Source organism: Pelagirhabdus alkalitolerans (assembly GCF_900096905.1).
Lineage (GTDB): Bacteria > Bacillota > Bacilli > Bacillales > Amphibacillaceae > Pelagirhabdus > Pelagirhabdus alkalitolerans.
In genome coordinates this window covers 1-19,355 of the sequence record NZ_FMYI01000004.1, presented here as the reverse complement: position 1 = coordinate 19,355, position 19,355 = coordinate 1, and the positions used below count along the sequence as shown (strand labels likewise).

The window sequence follows — 19,355 nt, the reverse complement described above, 5'->3', positions numbered from 1 at the left end:
ATTAACTATGGCATGCTTCGCACTCGTCGATCTCTGTCTGAGAAGTGCTTCGTACGTAATAAGTTGTTTTTAAACGATTTTCATAAGCTGCTAGGTGTAAATTTAGTAACTCTTTAGCTTTAATGTCGTGTCTGACATAAAGGTTAAAGCTAATACCTTGGTCGACGTGACGCTGACGCTTTGCGTTTTGTCTGATGCTATAAACTTGATCCAGCTCGTGACGTGCGCGTCTGTAGAATGGGTACGTTTCATGGTTGATATCAGGTGCTGTTACTTTAAATTTAAAGTTTTTCTTTTCCTCGGCATATTCAATCGCATAAATAGGGTCGATCCCATCTGTTGAGCCACCAATTTTAGCAGTCGAAGAGTTAGGTGCAACAGCCATCAGCCAACCATTTCTAAGGCCAAATGATTTAATATCTTGGCTTAATTGTTGCCATCTTTCACTCGTGTACTCACGTCTTGTGAAGTAGCGGCCTGTGTCCCATTCGCTTCCTTTGAATTTCTCGTAAGATCCTTTTTCTTTTGCAAGCTCCATAGAAGCTTGAATGGTGTAATACGCAATATCTTCATAAACAGAGTCAGCATAATCAATCGCTTCTTCAGACTCCCAATGAATGTGCTCTTTTGCTAATAAGTGGTGCCAACCAAATGTTCCAAGTCCAACAGCACGATACTTTTTATTTGTTGCTTCAGCTTGTCCGACACTAATGGTATTTAAGTCGATGACATTATCGAGCATGCGTACTTGGATTGGAATAAGACGGGACAAGACATCGCTAGGAATCGCTTTTGCTAAATTAATGGATGACAAGTTACAAACAACAAAGTCACCAGGTTTTCTAACAATGACGATGTTACCATCTTCGTCTTGATACTCACGAACAATAGTCGTTGGTGACATATTTTGAGCTATTTCTGTACATAAATTACTTGAATAGATCGACGTTCTACCCTCGCCAATCACATGTTTATTCGGGTTTTGACGATTGACTTCATCACGATAGAACATGTAAGGTGTTCCCGTTTCAAGTTGAGCGACCATTATGCGCGCCATGATGTCCATTGCACGGTATGTTTTTCTAGGTAGCGTTGGATGATTAACGGCCTCTTGGTATTTCTCAGTGAAATACTTTTGATCTTCTTCATCATAGAAGTCTTCAAGTCCAAGCGGATTACCATCTTCATCTTTCCAGCCCATAAATTGCTTCACTTGATGAGGACAGAATGTAGACCACTCACCAACACTTTTGCCGTTTTCATCTTTAATTTTAAGTTGCTCCATAAATAGATCAGGAATGGATACACCTGTGAATATATCATGTGCTTTTCGGCGCTCATCACCATTATTTGTTTTAAGGTCTAAAAAGCCATTCATAATATCTTTGTGGAAAATATCGAGATAGATTGCAACGGCGCCTTGTCGCTGTCCGAGTTGATCAACACTTACGGCTGTATCGTTAATTAATTTAATCCACGGAACAATGCCTGATGAATTGCCTTTGAATTTTTTGATGTCAGAACCAAGTGCTCGTACCTTACCGTAATAAATACCGATACCACCACCGTCTTTACTAAGTCTAGCGATATCCCAGTTATTTAAATAAATACTATCTAATGAATCATCGACGGTATCGATAAAACAGCTAGAGAGTTGTCCGTAGCTTTTACCAGCATTAGATAATGTTGGTGTTGCAACCGTCATATAAAGGTTTGATAATGCCCAGTAAGCTTCTTTGACACGCTCAATGCGTTTTGATGTGTCCTCATTTTGCATTAAAGTCATTGCTATAATCATGAATCGCTCCTGAGGGAGTTCATATAAGTTTCGATCATGGTCACGAGCTAAGTACCGGTCACTGAGTAAGAATAATCCGATGTAATTAAACAACTCATCTCGACTCGGATCAATAGCTTCTTGAAGTTGTTTGATTTCTTCAGCTGTATAGCTATTATGTAGTTGTTTTGAGTAAATTCCTTTTTCAATTAATGTTGAGATTAATTGGTTGAAATCACCGTATTTTTTAACTTCGTCATAACCTCTGTTTTTGCTTGCCTGTTCATAAAGTTGGTCAAGATAAAAATTAGCTGATATAAACGTCCAATCGGGTGCATCCATCGCGATTTGGTTTAACGCATAAAATAAAGCGGTATCTCTTGCTTCTTTTTCCTCTCTTTCAGCTTGATGAACTTTTTCCTTTAATGATGTTAAATCAACGTCATAACACTTAGCAAGGTAATCAAGTTTGTTTTGAATCGACTGAATCGTCGTTTGCATATGAATAATCCTCCTCAATCACAAAAAATACTATATATAGTGATTTATAATTTCTTTAATCACTATATATAGTATCATAACGCAACAGAATTTGTCTAATATAAAAAACCAAAAGGTATGTAAAGTAATCACTCTATCTATTTAAACAATGTTTATCTAAAAAGGATATAGGGAAATAAGACTAAAGAAGAAAGAGGTAGTTTGAAAGACGAAAAAATTTATTTTTGTCATTAGGATTGCGATTCTAATTCTTTCTTACTATAATAAAAGCGTTCAAAAAATAAATAACGGCATGACGATAATGGCAAACTTATTGAAAAATAAGGACGCAAAGCTACGGGTCTAATATTATGTAAAATAATGATGATCGCCGGGCTACCGAAGAGATGCGAGTCGATAAGTCCACCTCTTTTATTTAGGTGGATTTTTATTTTAATCCTCTCCGTCATACATAATGATTGAAAGCAGAATGGAGTGTATGAGATGCAAACATTTATTTCAAAAGGATCTACAGTTAAAGAGGCAATTAGCGTTGGTTTAGAGACGTTAAACTTAAACATTGAACAAGTACACATCGAAGTGATTCAATCTGAGAAAAAAGGTGTGTTTGGGATCGGCAGTAAAGATGCGATCGTAAAATTAACAAGAGAGCAAGTTGAAAAGCCAACGAGTCCAAACCCAACTGTGACTGCACCCAGTAAAGATAGTCAAAAACAAGAGCGTTCACTTTCGTTAGATGAATTTCTTGATACGTATGAAGCAGAGGTTGAGACGACTCAAGATGATGTGATAATAGATGACGTGAAAAATAATGAACCTAATGAGATAGATGACGGGGAAAGCTATGCATCAAAATCATTGGAAGGAAAAGTGTGGGTTCAAAATGGTCGCGTCTATGTTCGAGATAGTGATAAACACCAACCATCCATTCAAGTAAGTAAAGGGGTAAAGTTAAAAAAGAACAGTAAAATTGTTGAAGATACATTTATCTTTATATCTGAAAATGACCAGTTAGAATTTGAATTATTAGAAGAAAAAAGACCCACAAAATGGTCTGTTAAATTAACAGAAAATGACCTTCAGGCCATATTAACGATTTATCCAGGTGTTCTAATTAAAAGACAAGTAAAAGATGTTGCTCCATCATATCAAATCACTGTGGATACAATAGAAAAAACAGAGTTACATCAATCCATTACAGCAAAGGATGTATTAGACTATTTAGAAGAGATTGGTGTTGTATACGGTATTGATCACAATAAAATAAATGAAGCCCTTCTCTCAGATGAGGGTGGCGATTTTGTGATCGCTGAAGGTAAAAAGCCAACAGAGCCTATTGATGGATCGGTTGAGAAGATAGTCGAAACCGATGTATTAGATTTTCTTAAAGCTTCTGAAGATGAGCATCAAATTGATTATAGAGAAAGAAAACAAATTCCAACAGTTGAACAAGGTCAAGTTATTGCGATCATTCATCCAGCATTTGAAGGTTTAAAAGGAACTTCTATAAAGGGTGAGGTTATTGAGCCAAGAAAACCAAAAGAGATTAATGTAAAAACTCAAAAAGGAACGATTTTACTCGATGATAAAGTGGTAGCAAATGAAAACGGACGTCCATTTATCGAACAACGAGATCAATTTGTTAAAACAAAAGTTCTTCAACAAATGGTTCATGAAGGTAATGTCGATATGGAATCAGGCAATATACATTTCCAAGGTGATATTCGAATTACCGGTCAAGTAACTGAAAATATGACCATTAGCTCTGGCGGGAGTGTATTAATTAATGATACGGTAAATGGAGCAGTCATTCATGCAAGTAAATCGATTCAAATATATGGTAGTGTTAATGCCTCTGATGTCTCAGCAGGTGGTGAGGTTAATGTAGAATTACAGCACGCCTTAAAAACCCTCCATACACAGTCAGATCAATTATATCGTTTAATTGAACAAATTGTGCAGTCTGAGTCTTTTAAACAGAGTCAGTTTAGTGATGCTAGTGTCAGCTCACTTGTGACCATGTTAAAAGAAAAAAGATTTAACAACTTAATGTCAAATGTTCGGACATTTATTAAGCTTGTTGACCAAGAAGAGAAATTTCTTGCGGATGAAGAGTGGAAAAAGGTAGCGAAAGATTTAAAAGAAGTCTATTTAAAAATCCCAAGCCGATATGTGACACTCGACTTTTTGAAAAATTTAGTTGAACAAATGGAAGGGTTAAAGCAATTAACAGATTTACAAAATGATGCTGAGGCAGAGATCTCTTTGAAGAACTCATTAAACAGTCGATTAATTAGCGCTGGTGATATTACGATCACTGGAAAATCATGTGTTAATACGGATATTCAAGCTGAAGGAGCAGTTTATATTAAAGGCGTGGCGCGTGGGGGTCGTATTGAAGCTTTAGGTGGCGCTGATTTAAATGAAGTCGGGGGTAAAATGGGAACGAAAACGTTTGTAACCGTTCCCGAAGATGAAAAAATCAGGATAGGAAAAGCAATGGAAGGTACCATTATTCGTGTTGGTGATCAGCAACACGCGTTTGAACGTGATGAATCGATGATCCATGCACGTTTAAATAAAGATGGTCGTTTAACATTACGCTAATAAAAAGAAGGTGAGTTCATGCAATATAAACGCCGTGAGCCGTTTCGTTACGAGTTTCTTGATCCAATTAAAGGATCTTTTTCACTTTTATTAAATCAAGAAGACCAAAAAAACTTGAGTAAGACAGATACAGGAAGTATGGAGATTTTAGATATTAGCCCGCGTGGTATGAAATTTAAATCAGCCTTAAATATTCCGATCAACAAAAAAGCATTTCTTGTTGAGGCGTATTTTAATTTAGAAAATGTTGACCTTAATATGCTTGGTAAAATCGCTTGGAAAAAAGAACTAGAAGGTATGTATTACTACGGTCTTGAAGGATTTGAAGATGACGAAAGAGAACAACATATAACAAATGCTGTTAAAGAAATAAGTAAAAGAAGAAAAGACGGAGACGGCCTCATTTAATATAGAGGCCGTTTTCAACTTTGTCACAAAAACATTAAAAAAATGACTTGTTTGGGCGTGTGTTTAAGTATACAATGATATTAAGTTTCGTTAGTAAATTTATCTAATGAACGAAGTTTTTTACAAAAATTATGAAAGCGTTTTTATAGGAGGCGTGTACATGATCAAAAAATTAAAAAGTCGAGAGAAAAAGAAAAAACCACGAGAAAGATTTAAGGTAAGTCGATTTAAGTTTGTTAAAAAAAATAAGAAAGAACGTAAACAATCTAAACGAATGTCACCACTACATAATATGTCGATTGGATGGAAGTACGGGGCTGCATTTATCTTTATTTTTATTTTGTTATTTCTATCCACAGTTTTGATTGGTTGGTCTATTCAAGAATCACAAAGATCTGTTGAACAATTGGAAAGACGTGGAGACCGAGCAGTATTTGTGACGGAACTAAGTGCGCAAATACAAGCTAAAGCATTGTCTGCGAATACATATTCACAATTTTGGAATCAAACACATTACGATGATTATATGGAAGCGAGTGAAGAAGTAAACCAGCTACTCGATTATTTAGGAGGAGAATTAAATAACCATACACAAGAAGCATTATATCAAGAAGTGTTAGATAATAATTATGAATTAGATGAAATGTTTGAAGAAGATATTGCAGATGCAATGGACGAACCGGAAAATGTAATGAGTATATATAGTAACCGGTTTAATAATTTAGCAAGTTCAACATCACTCTATTTAGAATATTTGAGAGATTCAATATTAGAAGAACGTGACGAAGCTTTAGATGATGCTCATTCCGCTCAAATGTTAGCTCAAACAGTCTTATATAGTGCAATGCTCGTATCCTTTGTTATTGGTGTTGTACTCTTCTTGTTGATTAGTCGCCATGTTTCTAAACATTTAAAATCAGTGGTGACAGTCAGTGACCAAATTGCATCTGGTGATTTGACGGTGGAGTCTGTTTCATATCAAGGAAAAGATGAAATTGGACGTCTCGCATCATCGATGGATAAAATGCGTTTGAATTTAACTCAAATGATTGATCAAATTAAACAAACATCGAACTTAGTAAATACTCAAAGTGAGGATTTAAATCAATCGGCTGATGATGTTAGACAAGGAACAGAGCAAATTGCAGCAACAATGGAAGAATTGTCTAGCGGTACTGAAACACAAGCAAATGCTGCTTCAGATTTAGCGGGGACGATGAAAGCTTTTGCTGAGAAAATTCAATCAATCAATACAAGTGGTGAAACAATTAGCACATCGACATCAAATGTATTGGATGAAACGCATTCCGGTAATGAGTACATGAATCGTTCAATTGAACAAATGGGCAGTATTGATGCAATTGTGAAACAAGCAGTTAGTAAAGTATCAGGTTTAGATGATGAGTCTAAACAAATTTCTAAATTGGTCGGTGTTATTAAGGATATAGCAGATCAAACAAATTTACTGGCATTAAATGCAGCGATTGAAGCGGCTAGAGCAGGTGAATCAGGTAAAGGGTTTGCAGTTGTTGCCGATGAAGTAAGAAAGCTAGCAGAACAAGTTGGAGAGTCTGTTGTGGATATAACCGAGATTGTAAATAGAATTCAACTCGAGTCTAAGGCTGTTTCTGAAGCTTTAGAAAAAGGTTATAAGGAAGTCGCACAAGGAACAGAAGATATACACGCAACAGGTGTCAGGTTTGAAGCGATTGAAAAAGCGATTCATAACATGACAGACCATGTTAACTCAGTTATGTCAGGTTTAGAAGAGTTAGCAAGTGATTCTGAAAGTGTTAATGATTCTGTTCAAGAAATTGCTTCTATTTCTGAGGAGTCAGCAGCAGGTGTAGAAGAGACATCAGCATCAGCTGAAGAGGCTTCATCATCAATGGAAGAGGTATCAACGGGTTCGAAAACGTTAAGAAAATCAGCTGCTGAACTGGATCAATTAGTTAAACAATTTAAAATTTAGTGCATAAATAAAAAACTGGATGCATTCAACGTTTTATAGTTGATCATCCAGTTTCTGCATATTAAGCATAAAAAGCAAGTTCTTCTTCAATTGCTTGATTTATATTTTTAATGCAATCATCGACATCTTTCCCTTTAATTCTGCGATTGTTTACTAATGCAAAAGGCCTGAATCGACACATACCGCAAAATGATAAGCATTCGCTAACAATGACAGATACTTCAGGGTAGGTGGATTCGAATAATTGCTCTGCTTCAATCGTCTGTAAAAGATTACTTTCACAAATTTCAACAATAACGATACCGATAATACCCACTCCCCCATAAATGTGTTATTGTAAGAAGTATATTATAATTGAATCATACATGATTGTCATATATTTTGCATTCATTAAGTTGTCCTGTTCATCTATACTTATTTAATAAAAATATATAAAAAGGCAAGATTGTTATTTACTTCACAAACTTTTTTCGTTACTATAGTCATAAGGGTAGGTGTTGGATATGGCGAAGGATCAATCGACTAGGGAAGCTATTTTAGAATTGTTGAAAAAAAAGAAAGAGCTATCAGTTAGTGGGTTAAAAGAATACTTAGATATTACAGAAATGGCTGTTAGAAAACATTTAGTTAAACTTGAAGGTGAAGGGTATATTACCTCTAGAACAGTAAGGCAACCAATGGGGAGGCCTGTCATTTTTTATCGATTGACTGATGCAGGGCATGGGTTATTTCCAAATAATTATGACCAATTAGTGATTGAAATGCTTCAAGACATTCAAGAGACGATTGGGAATGATGCAATCGATGAGCTGTTTCAAAAACGAGAAGCACGTATGTTGCGAAAATACAAACGACACATTTATGATGAAGATAGTCTCCGAGAGCGCGTGAAACAGTTGGTCGATATTCAAAAAGATAATGGCTATATGGCTGAGTTCACTGAAGAGTCTGATCTAAGTGGGGAGTCTACAGTGACATTTGAACAATTTAACTGTCCGATCGCTGCGATTTCAAGTCGTTATGATACCCCTTGTCAGTGCGAATTAGAATTATTTAAAGAAGCACTTAATACAGATCATATTGAACGTGTGACCTGCATAGCAAAAGGGGAAAAGAGTTGTAAATATGTTATTAAAGAATCACAATCACATAATCAAACGACGTAAGCTCTTGGACATTGGTCTTTAGAGCTTTTTTTGTTTGTAAATAGTGTGTACAATTTGCATTAATTATATTCTCTATCTTGAACGTGTTAAACTATAATTACGATCGACGAGGAGAAACGATTAACTTGAAGGAGTGTACGTGATGCCAACGATATCAAAAATATCGATTCAGAAAAAAAATAAACAACGATATAATATTCATTTAATTGACCAAGAAAAAGAATACTACGGTTTTAGTGTTGAAGAAGATACATTAATTCAAGAAGGTTTACAAAAAGGTGTCCAACTAACTCAAGATGAAATCGAATCACTACTTCGAAAAGATTCTGTTCATAAAGGATATTCAAAAGCATTGAATTATTTAAGTCATCGGATGCGATCTGTTTATGAAATGCGAACGTATTTAAAGGACAAAGAGATTGATGAAGAGGAGATCAACCACATTGTTGAGCGTTTATTAAATGATCAATTATTAGATGATAAAGCGTTTAGTCAAGCTTATGTGTTAACGAAAATAAATACAACGATGAAAGGTCCTAATATGATTCGTAAAGAATTGATCCAAAAAGGTGTCGATCAATTGATTATTAATCAAGCACTTGAAGCATTTGATGATCAACAACAGTTGCAGCACATAGAAAAATGGCTAGCTAAACAATCATTACATTCAAAAAAAGAATCACTCAAACAAATGATGCAAAAGCAAAAACAAACCCTTATGAGAAAAGGATATGACCAACATGTTATTAATTTAGCTTTTGAGCGTTTGGTTGAAGAGCGTGAAGACTCAAGTAATGATGAGTGGGATGCTTTAGTTTATCAAGGCGAGAAATTATTGAAACGTTACCGAAAGAAACACGAAGGTTATATGCTAACCCAAAAATTAAAAGCCGGCCTCTATCAGAAAGGCTTTACACAAGATTTAATCAACCGATTCATGGATGAACATGATACTCACCAAGTATAGAAAAACCTGAGTTAAGGATATATCGGTCACTCAGGTTTTTACACTATTTTAGATTAAATTGGAGCGCTTCAATCACTTCATAAACGTGTTGGACTTCGCTAGAGGCATGTACTTTTACATCGGTTGCGGCACTTGTCATGACATAGCTATTTTCAGTCATATTAAGCATCGGAATATCATTATAAGAATCCCCCACGACAGCGATGTCTTGTTTTTCAATCTCTAAGTGTCTCATAAGATGTTCGAGTCCATTCGCTTTGTTAACACCGCTAGGTACTATATCGATACACCTAGGATCAGACAGAAAACTTTCCATTTCGTGATTAAATTTCGTAGACATTTGCTTTTGGATGACTTTTAAAGGTTCCGTTTCACCAAGAACCATAAATTTTGATGGTTTTAGTCCATTTGAAATCGCGTCGTTCAAATTAGGTAAGTGCTTTAGTTTAGAATGGAACAATCCTTGTATTTGTTCAATAAAAGGGGAATGCTCAGTGAAAAAAATGTCATGTTTAGTCGAGACAAAATAAGGCAAATGCAATCCTTCGATTTCATCGATCAATTGAAGACTTATATCTTGTTTGAAATGTCTTTCACTAATTGTGTCGTCGTTTTTGCTATAGACGAAAGTGCCATTCTGACTCACACGATGCCCCTTTATCCCAATTTGTTCAAACAAACGAAGAATCTCTGAATCAGACCGACCTGTTGCAAAAGCAATCTCGATCCCTTGTTGATAGAGTTGTCTTAGCATATTTTGATCTTTTTCCGTAATATATTTATTTTCTTTTAGTAACGTACCATCTAAATCAGTTGCAAATAGTTTAATCATGTTATCTCCTAACTTTTTTCCTCTATTATACATGGATCTACACACGATTTGAAATAATCACTCTTTAAAACGATGAGCAGATGAAAAGAACGTACTTACCAATATTGAATTGGCAAATACGTTCGTCATGCTGTCTTACTTATATTTATTAATATTAAACGTCCTCAAGCAATAGCTTATCTTGAAGTTTATCTTCAGAGAAGACCCACCCCGTGTATGAGTTTAAGATCTCCAAGTCCTCAGATATTTTAACGACAGCTACGAATGGGTAGTGACTTTTTGATCGATATCGAAGATCGATAAACCGAACTTCAGTGTAGTCGTCATATTCAACTTGCTCCCACCTATAAACTTTTGAAAAAGATAAAAAGGCAGCCACGTTACGATCCGTTTTAGCCGTTGCCATCAATTTATTATTCGGAACTGGAATCCGCTCAAACTGATCAACGATTTGGATATTTCCGTGATTCGCACGAGCGACATAAAAACTATCCTTCGTTGTAATAGCTAGTCGCCAAATTCTTTGATTAATGGTTGGAGAGGTGAATATTCCTTCAACTTCCCCGTAGTAGATCTCAATTTTTCTTTCCAATACACGTTTTTGTAAAAAACGTTTTAAATAATAAAAGACGAGTAGGCTATAAATTGTTAAAAACGTCTGGGCGGGATTAAACCCAAGCATCCAAAAACCAAAACCAACAATATGTGCTGTGAAAATGACGGGGTCAAAGGTGTTAATAAAACCTAAAGCTATCCATTTATTTGAAAAAGGACGAAGCGCTTGAGTCCCGTATGCATTAAAAATATCGACAAACACATGAATAACAACAGCTAATGTCGTCCAGCGCCATAAAACAGCATATGGCATGTTAGGGATGGCCAAAAAAATTAAACTTGAAATGAGAAGACCCCAAAACAAAACAAGAGGGATCGAATGTGTAATACCGCGATGGTGTCGTAAATAGACAGCATTACTTTTTAATTTTAGTACAGTATCAAAATCAGGTGCATGTGACCCGATAACGGTTCCTGCCATGACAGCGCTAAAAAGTACTGGGTCACCACCAACAGAGGGATCTAAGGTTGCAATACCGCCGAGGGCTACTCCCATTGCAATATGGGTACCGGTGTCCATTTATGTCCGCCCCCTTCCAATTTATTTATGTTCACTATATAATCTAATCGTGATTTAAAAAGTGTTATACTTACTTGTAGCCATTTTTTGATTGAATTAAACCTTAAGGAAACATTGGTGAATATAAAGGATGATAATAGTGACAGATTATGCAAAACGAATAGATCAAGATGCATTCAGACGTGATCTAATTAATTGGTTCAATAACAATAAACGTACCTTACCTTGGCGAGAAGATCAAGACCCATATAAAGTATGGGTGTCTGAGATTATGTTGCAGCAAACACAAGTTGATACGGTTATCCCTTATTTTAATGCATTTATTCGACAATTTCCAACACCTTCTGCTCTAGCAGATGCTGATGAACAAGAAGTGCTGAAAGCTTGGGAAGGTCTAGGGTATTATTCAAGGGCAAGAAATTTAAAAACAGCTGTAAAAGAAGTAAAAGAATCTTATGGTGGTGTCGTACCAAAGGAAAAACAGTCCCTTTCTAAATTAAAAGGTATTGGTCCTTATACATTAGGCGCGATTATGAGTATTGCTTATAACCAGCCTGAACCGGCAGTTGATGGCAATGTCATGCGTGTTTTATCACGTCTTTGTAATATTGAAGAAGATATAGCCAAACCTAAAACAAAAAAGACATTTGAAGCACTCGTAAGGCAATTGATATCAGAGCAAGACCCTTCTAGTTTTAATCAAGGGTTAATGGAATTGGGCGCTCTTATTTGTCGGCCGCAAAGCCCTAAATGTGATCGTTGTCCTGTGAAAGCTCATTGCCAAGCTTTTCATTCAAATAAACAAAATGTATTACCGATAAAATCAAAAAAGAAAAAGCAGTCGACACACTCTTATTATGTACTTGTTTTGGAAGATCAATCAGGACAATTGCTAATTGAAAAGCGTCCAGAAAACGGATTGCTAGCGAATATGTGGCAATTTATGATGTTGGAAAAAAAAGAAGTTGATCAAGCGCTTATTCTTCCCTATGTTGAAGAGGTTTATCAAACACAAGTTTTTGAACATAAACAGCTTGAATCGATCAAGCATGTTTTTTCCCATGTGATATGGGAATTAGATGTTCATTATTTTAAAGTTGAAAATATTAAGCATGTTGAACACTCTCAAATGTTGGTGGAAAAATCCAAAATAGATGCGTTTCCTTTCCCTGTACCACATCAAAAGGTTTATCAATATTTGAATTAAAGATGGTTTAATTTACTAGCATAAATTCATCTCGTAATGGTTAAGTTAACAACCGTGGAGGTGATAAATATGGCTAAAAACCAAAATCAACAACGCGAAGGAAAAAACCAAGAACAAGCTAAACGCCAAAAACAACAAGCTCAACAAAACCAACAAATGCAACAAGGTCAAGGTCAATACGGTGCTGAATTCGCTTCAGAAACTGATATTGAGCGTGTGAAGCAACAAAATAAGAAATCTCAACAAAACAAACAACAGAACAACCAACAAAAAAATCAATAAAGCACAAAAAATGACCGCTCATATGAGGGGTCATTTTTTGTATTCATATTAATTATAGAAAATTTGATCATTAACTTTTTGGTTATTTTATTTTCTTTTCTGATGGATAAAAGTTATAATAATGTTAGTTATTCAGATAAAGAAAGGAAGATAAGATGGCTGACCCTAAGATAGGTTCACCTATGCAAATTAAAAGCTATAAGCATAATGGGCAGCTCCATCGAACTTGGCAGGAAACGACAATTCTAAAAGCGACAAGCACGCGTATAATTGGTGCAAATGATCGGACGCGTGTATTAGAAAGTGACGGGAGGTCTTGGTTAACGCGGGAACCCGCTATATGTTTCTTTTATACCGAACATTGGTTTAATGTTATAAGTATGCTAAGGGCAGATGGAATTCACTATTATTGCAATATTAGCTCGCCCTTTGTCTTTGAAGATGGCGCTGTTAAATACATTGATTACGACTTAGATGTAAAGGTGTTCCCTGACATGACGTATACGTTGTTAGATGAAGACGAATATGAGTTGCACAGTCAACAAATGAATTATCCGCAAGAAATAGACCGTGTATTATGGGATAGTGTTGAAGAATTAACGCATATGATTAGACAACGTAAGGGACCTTTTTCGCATGAAAAGGTCGAGCAATTGTACGAACTATTTTTAACATATCCTATTTAAAAAATGAGGTGGCTCTAATTAAAAGAGCTCACCTCATTTTTAATTGATTTTACGTCTTAATAATCTAAATCACGCTTAGCGATCATTTCTAACTTTTCATTGTTGTAAAATCGATCATAGCTATTTAATAAAGTTTCTAAATGTTTTAATTCATTGTGATAACGCATTAACATTGTAGCAAGTGGTAGAAATGTTAAATAATCTGTTTCGTTTTTTTGATACATTTCAAGTAATCGGTCGACAAGTAGTGGAATATTTGATTGAGCTAAGTGATCGATATCATCATCTCGCTTTAATTTACGCATGAAGCCAAGTAATATTTGTTCGTGTGCGTGAATAGCTAGGTCAATTTCTTTAACGAGCAAGTCTCTTACGTCTTCTGGAATTAAACGGGCTCGATTATCTACTTTTTGTAAAGATTTTAAAACATCAAATCCTTTGTTAAGAACATGAATTAATTGACGGAATACGACAAGCTTTCGTGTTTTAGCTAGTTGATTTTTCTTAAAATAAACACCCTCTTCGTAATACAGTGTATAAATCTCATCTAACCGTCTTAATTCGACTTTAATTCGATACATTTCTTTCTTTAAAGAAGGGTCATCAGAAAGGTGTCTTGATGTGACACGTAACCATTGTAATACTTCAGTTGTGAGTACATCTATTTGTTTAAAAAGACGAGTTTCATACTTGGGTGGAATAAACAATAAGTTCACAAGGAAAGAAGATAAAATTCCAAGCATTAGCGTTGAGAATCGAACAAACGCAAATTGATGTATTTCCATGGTGGTTGTTTCCATAACAGAAATAACCGCGATAAGTGCGATTGACACAGCGCTTTTTTCTAACTTTAAAAATCGACACATGCTGATCACGAAGATGACAGCAATACCAACTACAATAGGATCGTTGCCAAGCAAGAAAGCCATTAAAGTTGCTGTAACAACACCGATGAAATTTGCTTGAAGTTGTTTAATGATCGTTTTAAATGATTGATATATCGATGGTTGTACGGCAAAAACCGCAGCAAATCCGGCAAAAACAGTTGAAGGAAATCCGATTAACTGAGCAAGGTATAACGCAAGTGCAACAGCTAGACCCGTTTTAAACATTCTTGCACCTAATCGCATGACAGAAGTGCCTCCTTTTTCTCTCTATCTTAACTTATTGCCGTAATGAGGATAAATTAAACAAAAAAAGACCTCAACGAATTGAAAACGTTGAGGCAAAGACTTTCATGCTTTGAAGGGAAGTCATACATTTGACAAATAAAGCATGATTTCAAAATTATAATATCATAGTCAGAAAATAATATCAATTCTAAATTAAATAAATATTCAAAATATTGAATAAATTTTTTATATCTGGTATAAAGATCAGTTATTAGCTAATGATTATTTAAAGAAAAAACATTCTTGTATATTATGGGAATTTTGAAGTAACAAAATTAATATCAGGTAATAATTAAAATGTTATTTATCAAAGGGAGCATACAATATGCCGTAAATCAAATCATCTTTATTCGATAAATATACAATAGAAATAGGTTTAATGTTGATTTAAAGTGGGTAAATGATCTATTAACGCTATCAATTAATTGAAGCGGATTATTTGTTCAGGCGGCTTAAGTTCGTTAATCTAAAATTAAAATATAAGGAGGCTAAGTAATGATTGATATAGGAGACAAAGTACCAACGCAATCCTTGCAAACGAGTGAGGGTGAGACTATTTCGTTGTCAGATTTTAAGGGTAAGTCGATTGTATTATATTTCTACCCTAAAGATAATACACCAGGTTGTACAGATGAAGCTTGCTCATTTAGGGATAATTATCAAAGTTTTGAAGACTTAAATACAGTCATCATCGGTGTGAGTCCTGATTCAAGTGAAAGTCATAAGGAGTTCAAAGAAAAGCATGAACTTCCATTCACATTGGTTGTCGATGAAGACCATCAGTTAGCTGAGGCCTTTGGAGTTTGGAAATTGAAGAAAAAACCTGATCGCGAGTATTATGGTAATCAACGATCCACTTTTATTATTGATGAAGATGGTGTTATTCAAAAAGCCTATCGAGATGTGAAAGTAGAAGGGCATGTTGAAGAAGCGCTACAATATATTCGAGACAACATTAAATAAAAGTCAGATAAAAACGCTAGTTTCTTCTATAATAAGGGCTAGCGTTTTTTGTACATAAACGGTAAAATATGCCGAGAGCTTATTTGTTTTTAACACTATTTTTAAGGGAATAATATGAAAGTAAGGTGATCATGATGCTTATCGTATCAACAACTCGTTTGACGAATAAATTAGAAAAACAATTAATCGATCGCTATCCCACTTGTCAATTTGTATTTTCAGAATCTATTGATGAAGCTGAGGCTTATTTTCAAGATGTTGAGGTACTGATCACATATGGTGAAGATATGGCTGAAGAACATATCGATAAAGCCCCTAATCTTAAATGGATTATGGTTATTTCTGCTGGTGTTGAAATGATGCCACTTAAAGCGATTGAAAAACGAGATGTTTTATTAACAAACGCTAAAGGTATTCATAAGATTCCGATGGCAGAATATGCCATTTCAATGTTGTTGAACTATTACCGGTCAAATTTAGCATTTGCAAATGCTCAGGAAGATAAAGAATGGAATCAAAAAATACCGACTAAAGAAATCTCACACCGTACGATGTCTATTGTAGGAGCAGGTGCAATTGGGGAAGAATTGGCAAGGTTAGCGCAAGCTTTTAGAATGAAAACAATCGCGGTAACAAATCGTGGCGGTGAGCGTCCATATTTTGATGAGGTTTTTGATACCGATCATTTAGAAAATGCTTTAGAGCAATCAGATTTTGTTATTTCTATTTTGCCTAGTACATCAAAAACACATCACTTCTATCAACCTCATCATTTTAAGGTGATGAAACAAGATGCTGTATTCCTTAACATGGGGAGAGGTGATGCAGTTGAAGCATCTGTTTTGATTGACGCGCTGAATTCAGGTGAAATCGAACATGCGATATTAGATGTTACCCCGATTGAACCATTACCGTCTGATCATGAATTTTGGGATCATCAATCGATTACGTTAACGCCGCACGTATCTGGTAAGTCTGTTTTTTATTTACCTAGAGCGTTAGCCATTTTTGAAGATAATTTAAATGAATATTTAAATGACAAAAAGCCGTCCGTTAATGTTATAAATCCAAGTAGGGGGTATTAAAAATGCGTATATATACACGATCAGGTGACCAAGGAGAAACATCGTTATTTTCAGGTGAGCGTGTCAAGAAGAACCACTTAAGAGTAGAGGCTTACGGAACTTGTGATGAGGCGAACGCCGTGATTGGTATTGCTCAAAACTCTATAGATCACGGTCTTACATGGTCACTTTCTGATCGTAAAGCATTTTTACGTTGTATGGAGAAAGTGCAAACGTTGCTTTTTCATGTGGGATCGGAGCTGGCGACACCTGCTGAGAAGAAGGTACCTTGGCCGATAAAACAATCTCATATTGATGACTTGGAAAAGACGATTGATCAATGGGAAGAAAAAACACCTGAATTGAAGCAATTCATTCTCCCAACAGGGCACCCAACGACAACGAGTCTTCATCACGCACGGACAATCGTAAGAAGAGCTGAAAGAATCGTAATTGATTTAAAAGATGAGATTAATCCTTTGGTTCTTGTATATTTAAATCGCTTATCAGACTTGCTATTTGTAGCTGCCAGATATGTGACAACATTTAGTGCTTATGAAGAACGTCCTTTTGTAGAAGAACATTAAGAGCACTTTTTAAACTTTAATGTTGAAAAAATTAATGAGAATATGCTTGTTTGATTGACGAACACGCCATTTAAAGGTACACTAATTATAAGTATTATAAAGTAATAATAGAAGTTATTCGATAACAAGACTTAAATGCGTGTTTATAGGAGTCGCTTGTTATAATGATTTGTACTTCTATCAACGAAAGAGAGGTGGATGGCGATGCATGAACACAATCATGAACATGAACTCCATGAAGCAGTCGATCGGTTAAAGGAATCAGGTGTCCGTATAACACCTCAAAGACATGCCGTCCTCGAGTATTTAATTAATGCAGAGATTCATCCTACGGCTGATGATATTTATAAAGCCTTAGAAGGAAAATTTCCAAATATGAGTGTAGCAACCGTATATAATAATTTGCGGGTGTTTAGAGAGATTGGTTTAGTTAAAGAGCTAACCTATGGAGATGCTTCCAGTCGGTTTGATTACAATACTTCTAAGCACTACCATGTGATTTGTGAGTCTTGTGGTAAAATTGTTGACTTTCATTATCCGACGTTAGATGAAGTAGAAGCGTTGGCAGAGAAAGTGACAGGGTTTGAGGTTAGTCATCATCGTATGGAGATTTACGGGACATGTCCGGATTGTAAAACAACTCATTAATGTTAAAACCTTTCTGTAGATGATCTACAGAAAGGTTTTTTATCTTCTGCAAAAAGTTCCTCTTAACTTGATTTAGCATAAAATTAATCAAGTTAAGAGGAACTTTTGCTTTTTTGTCGAAAAAGGTTATATCATGGTAGTAGATTAAGTGAGGGGTGAGTTATGATGGAAGATTTATTACGTTCTCTCTATCAAGAACGAGCAAGTGATCCAGATACATTAGGTGTTATAAAGTTATATAAAACAAATAGCGCCAGCCCAGTAACGGACCAATTTGATGTTGTTTTATTAATCATTGTAGAAAATGCTCAAAATGATTGGTATGTCAAACACTATTTAATTGAAGATTATACATGTGCCATGCATGTCGTTGATAAAAATCGTCTTGAATATTGGATTGATACGAGTTCGTATAGACGAATGGTTTACTGGGTGACTGAAGGTGATGTTGTGTATGATCAAAATGAGTATGTTTCAAAACTAAGAGAAGATCTCGATGTTTATCCTAAAGAAAAAAGAGAGTTGCGACTAGCTATAGAATTTGCGAAATTAACACGTAGCTATCAAGAAGCAAAAAGCTTATATAAAAATCGTGATTTTTTAGATAGTTATCAAAAGATTATTAGTGCCATTCATAGTTTAGGGCGATTAAGCCTTATCCAAGAAGGTTTTTATCCAGAGATGGTTGTTTGGAATCAAGTAAGGAGAATTGATCCAGCGACATATAAGCTATATGAAGAATTATTAAATAATAATGAACCTATTAATGAGCGATTAGAACTAATGATGCTCGCAATTGATTTTGCTATAAATGGGAAAATTGGCATTGGCTCTAGTCATTTATTAAATGTAATGGGAGATAGCTCGGAAAAATGGGGCTTTAAACAGTTAAAATCACATCCTTCTGTTCAGGAGTATCAACTTGATTTGTCGATGATGCTTGCGTATTTAATAGAGAAGGAATATGTCCAGGTTACTTTAGAAGAAACAAAAGGTGTTAATGTTTATCATCGACTTTATAGTAAGATATGATTTGAATATGTCGTCAATGTTTTTTAATATAAAAAAGGATTGACGACTGTTTTATTTCCGTGGTATAGTTATAAACGTTGCTTAATTAAGCGCAAATATTAAGGCTTTTAAATAGCAACTGAAGTATTATATGATTTTAAAAAAAGTTATTGACAATAACCTGTTAGATATCATATAATATAAAAGCTGTCGCAAAGATAGCGAATCATATTGATCTTTGAAAACTGAACGAAACAACCAGTACGTTAAGAAATGAAGTAAGACAAAAGCTAGTGCTTTTGAACCGAGTTTAGATAAACTTAACTCATTTTAATGAGAGTTTGATCTTGGCTCAGGACGAACGCTGGCG

At 35.2% G+C, this 19,355-nt stretch carries 18 protein-coding genes and 1 riboswitch; of the genes, 13 read left to right on the top strand and 5 right to left on the bottom strand.

Annotation, left to right across the window (positions count from 1 at the left end; translation table 11 throughout):
* Position 1 precedes the first annotated feature (1 nt).
* Positions 2–2,278: a ribonucleoside-diphosphate reductase subunit alpha gene (locus BLR62_RS06305; RefSeq protein WP_090794867.1), complete on the bottom strand. Its 2,277-nt coding sequence runs from the start codon at positions 2,276–2,278 to the stop codon at positions 2–4.
* A gap of 293 nt (positions 2,279–2,571) precedes the next feature.
* Positions 2,572–2,661, top strand: a riboswitch (cyclic di-GMP riboswitch).
* 100 nt (positions 2,662–2,761) lie between these two features.
* Between BLR62_RS06305 and BLR62_RS06300 the strand changes: the two genes are divergently transcribed.
* From BLR62_RS06300 to BLR62_RS06290, 3 genes are all read left to right on the top strand, one after another.
* Positions 2,762–4,885, top strand: a complete 2,124-nt coding sequence (locus BLR62_RS06300) for a flagellar assembly protein A (protein ID WP_090794864.1) — start codon at positions 2,762–2,764, stop codon at positions 4,883–4,885.
* Positions 4,886–4,903: 18 nt separating this feature from the next.
* Complete coding sequence (locus BLR62_RS06295; RefSeq protein ID WP_090794862.1) at positions 4,904–5,293, top strand: PilZ domain-containing protein; 390 nt, start codon at positions 4,904–4,906, stop codon at positions 5,291–5,293.
* Between the two features lie 160 nt (positions 5,294–5,453).
* Positions 5,454–7,265, top strand: coding sequence for a methyl-accepting chemotaxis protein (locus tag BLR62_RS06290; protein WP_090794858.1), 1,812 nt, complete (start codon positions 5,454–5,456; stop codon positions 7,263–7,265).
* A gap of 61 nt (positions 7,266–7,326) precedes the next feature.
* Here BLR62_RS06290 and BLR62_RS06285 read toward each other — a convergent pair whose 3' ends face one another.
* Positions 7,327–7,572, bottom strand: coding sequence for a YuzB family protein (locus BLR62_RS06285; protein ID WP_176759250.1), 246 nt, complete (start codon positions 7,570–7,572; stop codon positions 7,327–7,329).
* Between the two features lie 196 nt (positions 7,573–7,768).
* Here BLR62_RS06285 and BLR62_RS06280 point away from each other — a divergent pair, with 196 nt between their 5' ends.
* Together BLR62_RS06280 and recX are read left to right on the top strand one after the other, a co-directional pair.
* Positions 7,769–8,431 carry a helix-turn-helix transcriptional regulator gene (locus BLR62_RS06280; RefSeq protein ID WP_090794854.1) on the top strand — a complete coding sequence of 221 codons (663 nt, stop codon included), beginning with the start codon at positions 7,769–7,771 and terminating at the stop codon, positions 8,429–8,431.
* 142 nt (positions 8,432–8,573) lie between these two features.
* Positions 8,574–9,398 carry a recombination regulator RecX gene (recX, locus tag BLR62_RS06275; protein WP_090794851.1) on the top strand — a complete coding sequence of 275 codons (825 nt, stop codon included), beginning with the start codon at positions 8,574–8,576 and terminating at the stop codon, positions 9,396–9,398.
* Positions 9,399–9,441: 43 nt separating this feature from the next.
* Here the strand turns inward: recX and BLR62_RS06270 are convergent, their stop codons facing one another.
* Positions 9,442–10,230 (bottom strand): HAD family hydrolase, encoded by a 789-nt coding sequence (locus BLR62_RS06270; protein WP_176759236.1) that lies wholly within the window; start codon positions 10,228–10,230, stop codon positions 9,442–9,444.
* A gap of 154 nt (positions 10,231–10,384) precedes the next feature.
* On the bottom strand, positions 10,385–11,365 hold the full coding sequence (locus BLR62_RS06265; RefSeq protein WP_090794846.1) for a metal-dependent hydrolase: 981 nt from the start codon (positions 11,363–11,365) through the stop codon (positions 10,385–10,387).
* 130 nt (positions 11,366–11,495) lie between these two features.
* Here BLR62_RS06265 and mutY point away from each other — a divergent pair, with 130 nt between their 5' ends.
* The 3 genes from mutY to ntdP all read left to right on the top strand — a co-directional run bounded on the left by mutY (position 11,496) and on the right by ntdP (position 13,540).
* Positions 11,496–12,572, top strand: coding sequence for an A/G-specific adenine glycosylase (mutY, locus tag BLR62_RS06260; protein ID WP_090794843.1), 1,077 nt, complete (start codon positions 11,496–11,498; stop codon positions 12,570–12,572).
* A 69-nt stretch (positions 12,573–12,641) separates the two neighbouring features.
* Positions 12,642–12,854 carry a gamma-type small acid-soluble spore protein gene (locus BLR62_RS06255; RefSeq protein ID WP_090794839.1) on the top strand — a complete coding sequence of 71 codons (213 nt, stop codon included), beginning with the start codon at positions 12,642–12,644 and terminating at the stop codon, positions 12,852–12,854.
* A 155-nt stretch (positions 12,855–13,009) separates the two neighbouring features.
* Positions 13,010–13,540, top strand: coding sequence for a nucleoside tri-diphosphate phosphatase (ntdP, locus tag BLR62_RS06250; protein ID WP_090794837.1), 531 nt, complete (start codon positions 13,010–13,012; stop codon positions 13,538–13,540).
* A 56-nt stretch (positions 13,541–13,596) separates the two neighbouring features.
* Here ntdP and BLR62_RS06245 read toward each other — a convergent pair whose 3' ends face one another.
* A complete protein-coding gene (locus BLR62_RS06245; RefSeq protein ID WP_090794835.1) occupies positions 13,597–14,670 on the bottom strand; it encodes an FUSC family protein in 1,074 nt (357 codons plus the stop codon).
* A 537-nt stretch (positions 14,671–15,207) separates the two neighbouring features.
* Between BLR62_RS06245 and bcp the strand changes: the two genes are divergently transcribed.
* From bcp to BLR62_RS06220, 5 genes are all read left to right on the top strand, one after another.
* Positions 15,208–15,675 (top strand): thioredoxin-dependent thiol peroxidase, encoded by a 468-nt coding sequence (gene bcp / locus BLR62_RS06240; protein WP_090794834.1) that lies wholly within the window; start codon positions 15,208–15,210, stop codon positions 15,673–15,675.
* Positions 15,676–15,833: 158 nt separating this feature from the next.
* Entirely contained in the window at positions 15,834–16,760 is a 927-nt protein-coding gene (locus tag BLR62_RS06235) for a D-2-hydroxyacid dehydrogenase (RefSeq protein WP_245719417.1), read from the top strand.
* Between the two features lie 2 nt (positions 16,761–16,762).
* Positions 16,763–17,326 carry a cob(I)yrinic acid a,c-diamide adenosyltransferase gene (locus BLR62_RS06230; RefSeq protein WP_090794829.1) on the top strand — a complete coding sequence of 188 codons (564 nt, stop codon included), beginning with the start codon at positions 16,763–16,765 and terminating at the stop codon, positions 17,324–17,326.
* 204 nt (positions 17,327–17,530) lie between these two features.
* On the top strand, positions 17,531–17,974 hold the full coding sequence (perR, locus tag BLR62_RS06225) for a peroxide-responsive transcriptional repressor PerR (protein WP_090794827.1): 444 nt from the start codon (positions 17,531–17,533) through the stop codon (positions 17,972–17,974).
* A 165-nt stretch (positions 17,975–18,139) separates the two neighbouring features.
* On the top strand, positions 18,140–19,006 hold the full coding sequence (locus tag BLR62_RS06220) for a nucleotidyltransferase-like protein (RefSeq protein ID WP_090794825.1): 867 nt from the start codon (positions 18,140–18,142) through the stop codon (positions 19,004–19,006).
* Positions 19,007–19,355 lie beyond the last annotated feature (349 nt).

What these genes read in the sequence shown, in the direction of transcription:
- perR (WP_090794827.1), top strand. Translation starts at nt 17,531, where the DNA reads ATGCATGAACACAATCATGAACATGAACTCCATGAAGCAGTCGATCGG.
- BLR62_RS06295 (WP_090794862.1), top strand. Translation starts at nt 4,904, where the DNA reads ATGCAATATAAACGCCGTGAGCCGTTTCGTTACGAGTTTCTTGATCCA.
- BLR62_RS06245 (WP_090794835.1), bottom strand. Translation starts at nt 14,670, where the DNA reads ATGCGATTAGGTGCAAGAATGTTTAAAACGGGTCTAGCTGTTGCACTT.
- BLR62_RS06305 (WP_090794867.1), bottom strand. Translation starts at nt 2,278, where the DNA reads ATGCAAACGACGATTCAGTCGATTCAAAACAAACTTGATTACCTTGCT.
- BLR62_RS06280 (WP_090794854.1), top strand. Translation starts at nt 7,769, where the DNA reads ATGGCGAAGGATCAATCGACTAGGGAAGCTATTTTAGAATTGTTGAAA.
- recX (WP_090794851.1), top strand. Translation starts at nt 8,574, where the DNA reads ATGCCAACGATATCAAAAATATCGATTCAGAAAAAAAATAAACAACGA.
- BLR62_RS06300 (WP_090794864.1), top strand. Translation starts at nt 2,762, where the DNA reads ATGCAAACATTTATTTCAAAAGGATCTACAGTTAAAGAGGCAATTAGC.
- BLR62_RS06255 (WP_090794839.1), top strand. Translation starts at nt 12,642, where the DNA reads ATGGCTAAAAACCAAAATCAACAACGCGAAGGAAAAAACCAAGAACAA.
- BLR62_RS06230 (WP_090794829.1), top strand. Translation starts at nt 16,763, where the DNA reads ATGCGTATATATACACGATCAGGTGACCAAGGAGAAACATCGTTATTT.
- BLR62_RS06290 (WP_090794858.1), top strand. Translation starts at nt 5,454, where the DNA reads ATGATCAAAAAATTAAAAAGTCGAGAGAAAAAGAAAAAACCACGAGAA.
- ntdP (WP_090794837.1), top strand. Translation starts at nt 13,010, where the DNA reads ATGGCTGACCCTAAGATAGGTTCACCTATGCAAATTAAAAGCTATAAG.
- BLR62_RS06265 (WP_090794846.1), bottom strand. Translation starts at nt 11,365, where the DNA reads ATGGACACCGGTACCCATATTGCAATGGGAGTAGCCCTCGGCGGTATT.
- bcp (WP_090794834.1), top strand. Translation starts at nt 15,208, where the DNA reads ATGATTGATATAGGAGACAAAGTACCAACGCAATCCTTGCAAACGAGT.
- BLR62_RS06220 (WP_090794825.1), top strand. Translation starts at nt 18,140, where the DNA reads ATGGAAGATTTATTACGTTCTCTCTATCAAGAACGAGCAAGTGATCCA.
- mutY (WP_090794843.1), top strand. Translation starts at nt 11,496, where the DNA reads ATGATAATAGTGACAGATTATGCAAAACGAATAGATCAAGATGCATTC.
- BLR62_RS06270 (WP_176759236.1), bottom strand. Translation starts at nt 10,230, where the DNA reads ATGATTAAACTATTTGCAACTGATTTAGATGGTACGTTACTAAAAGAA.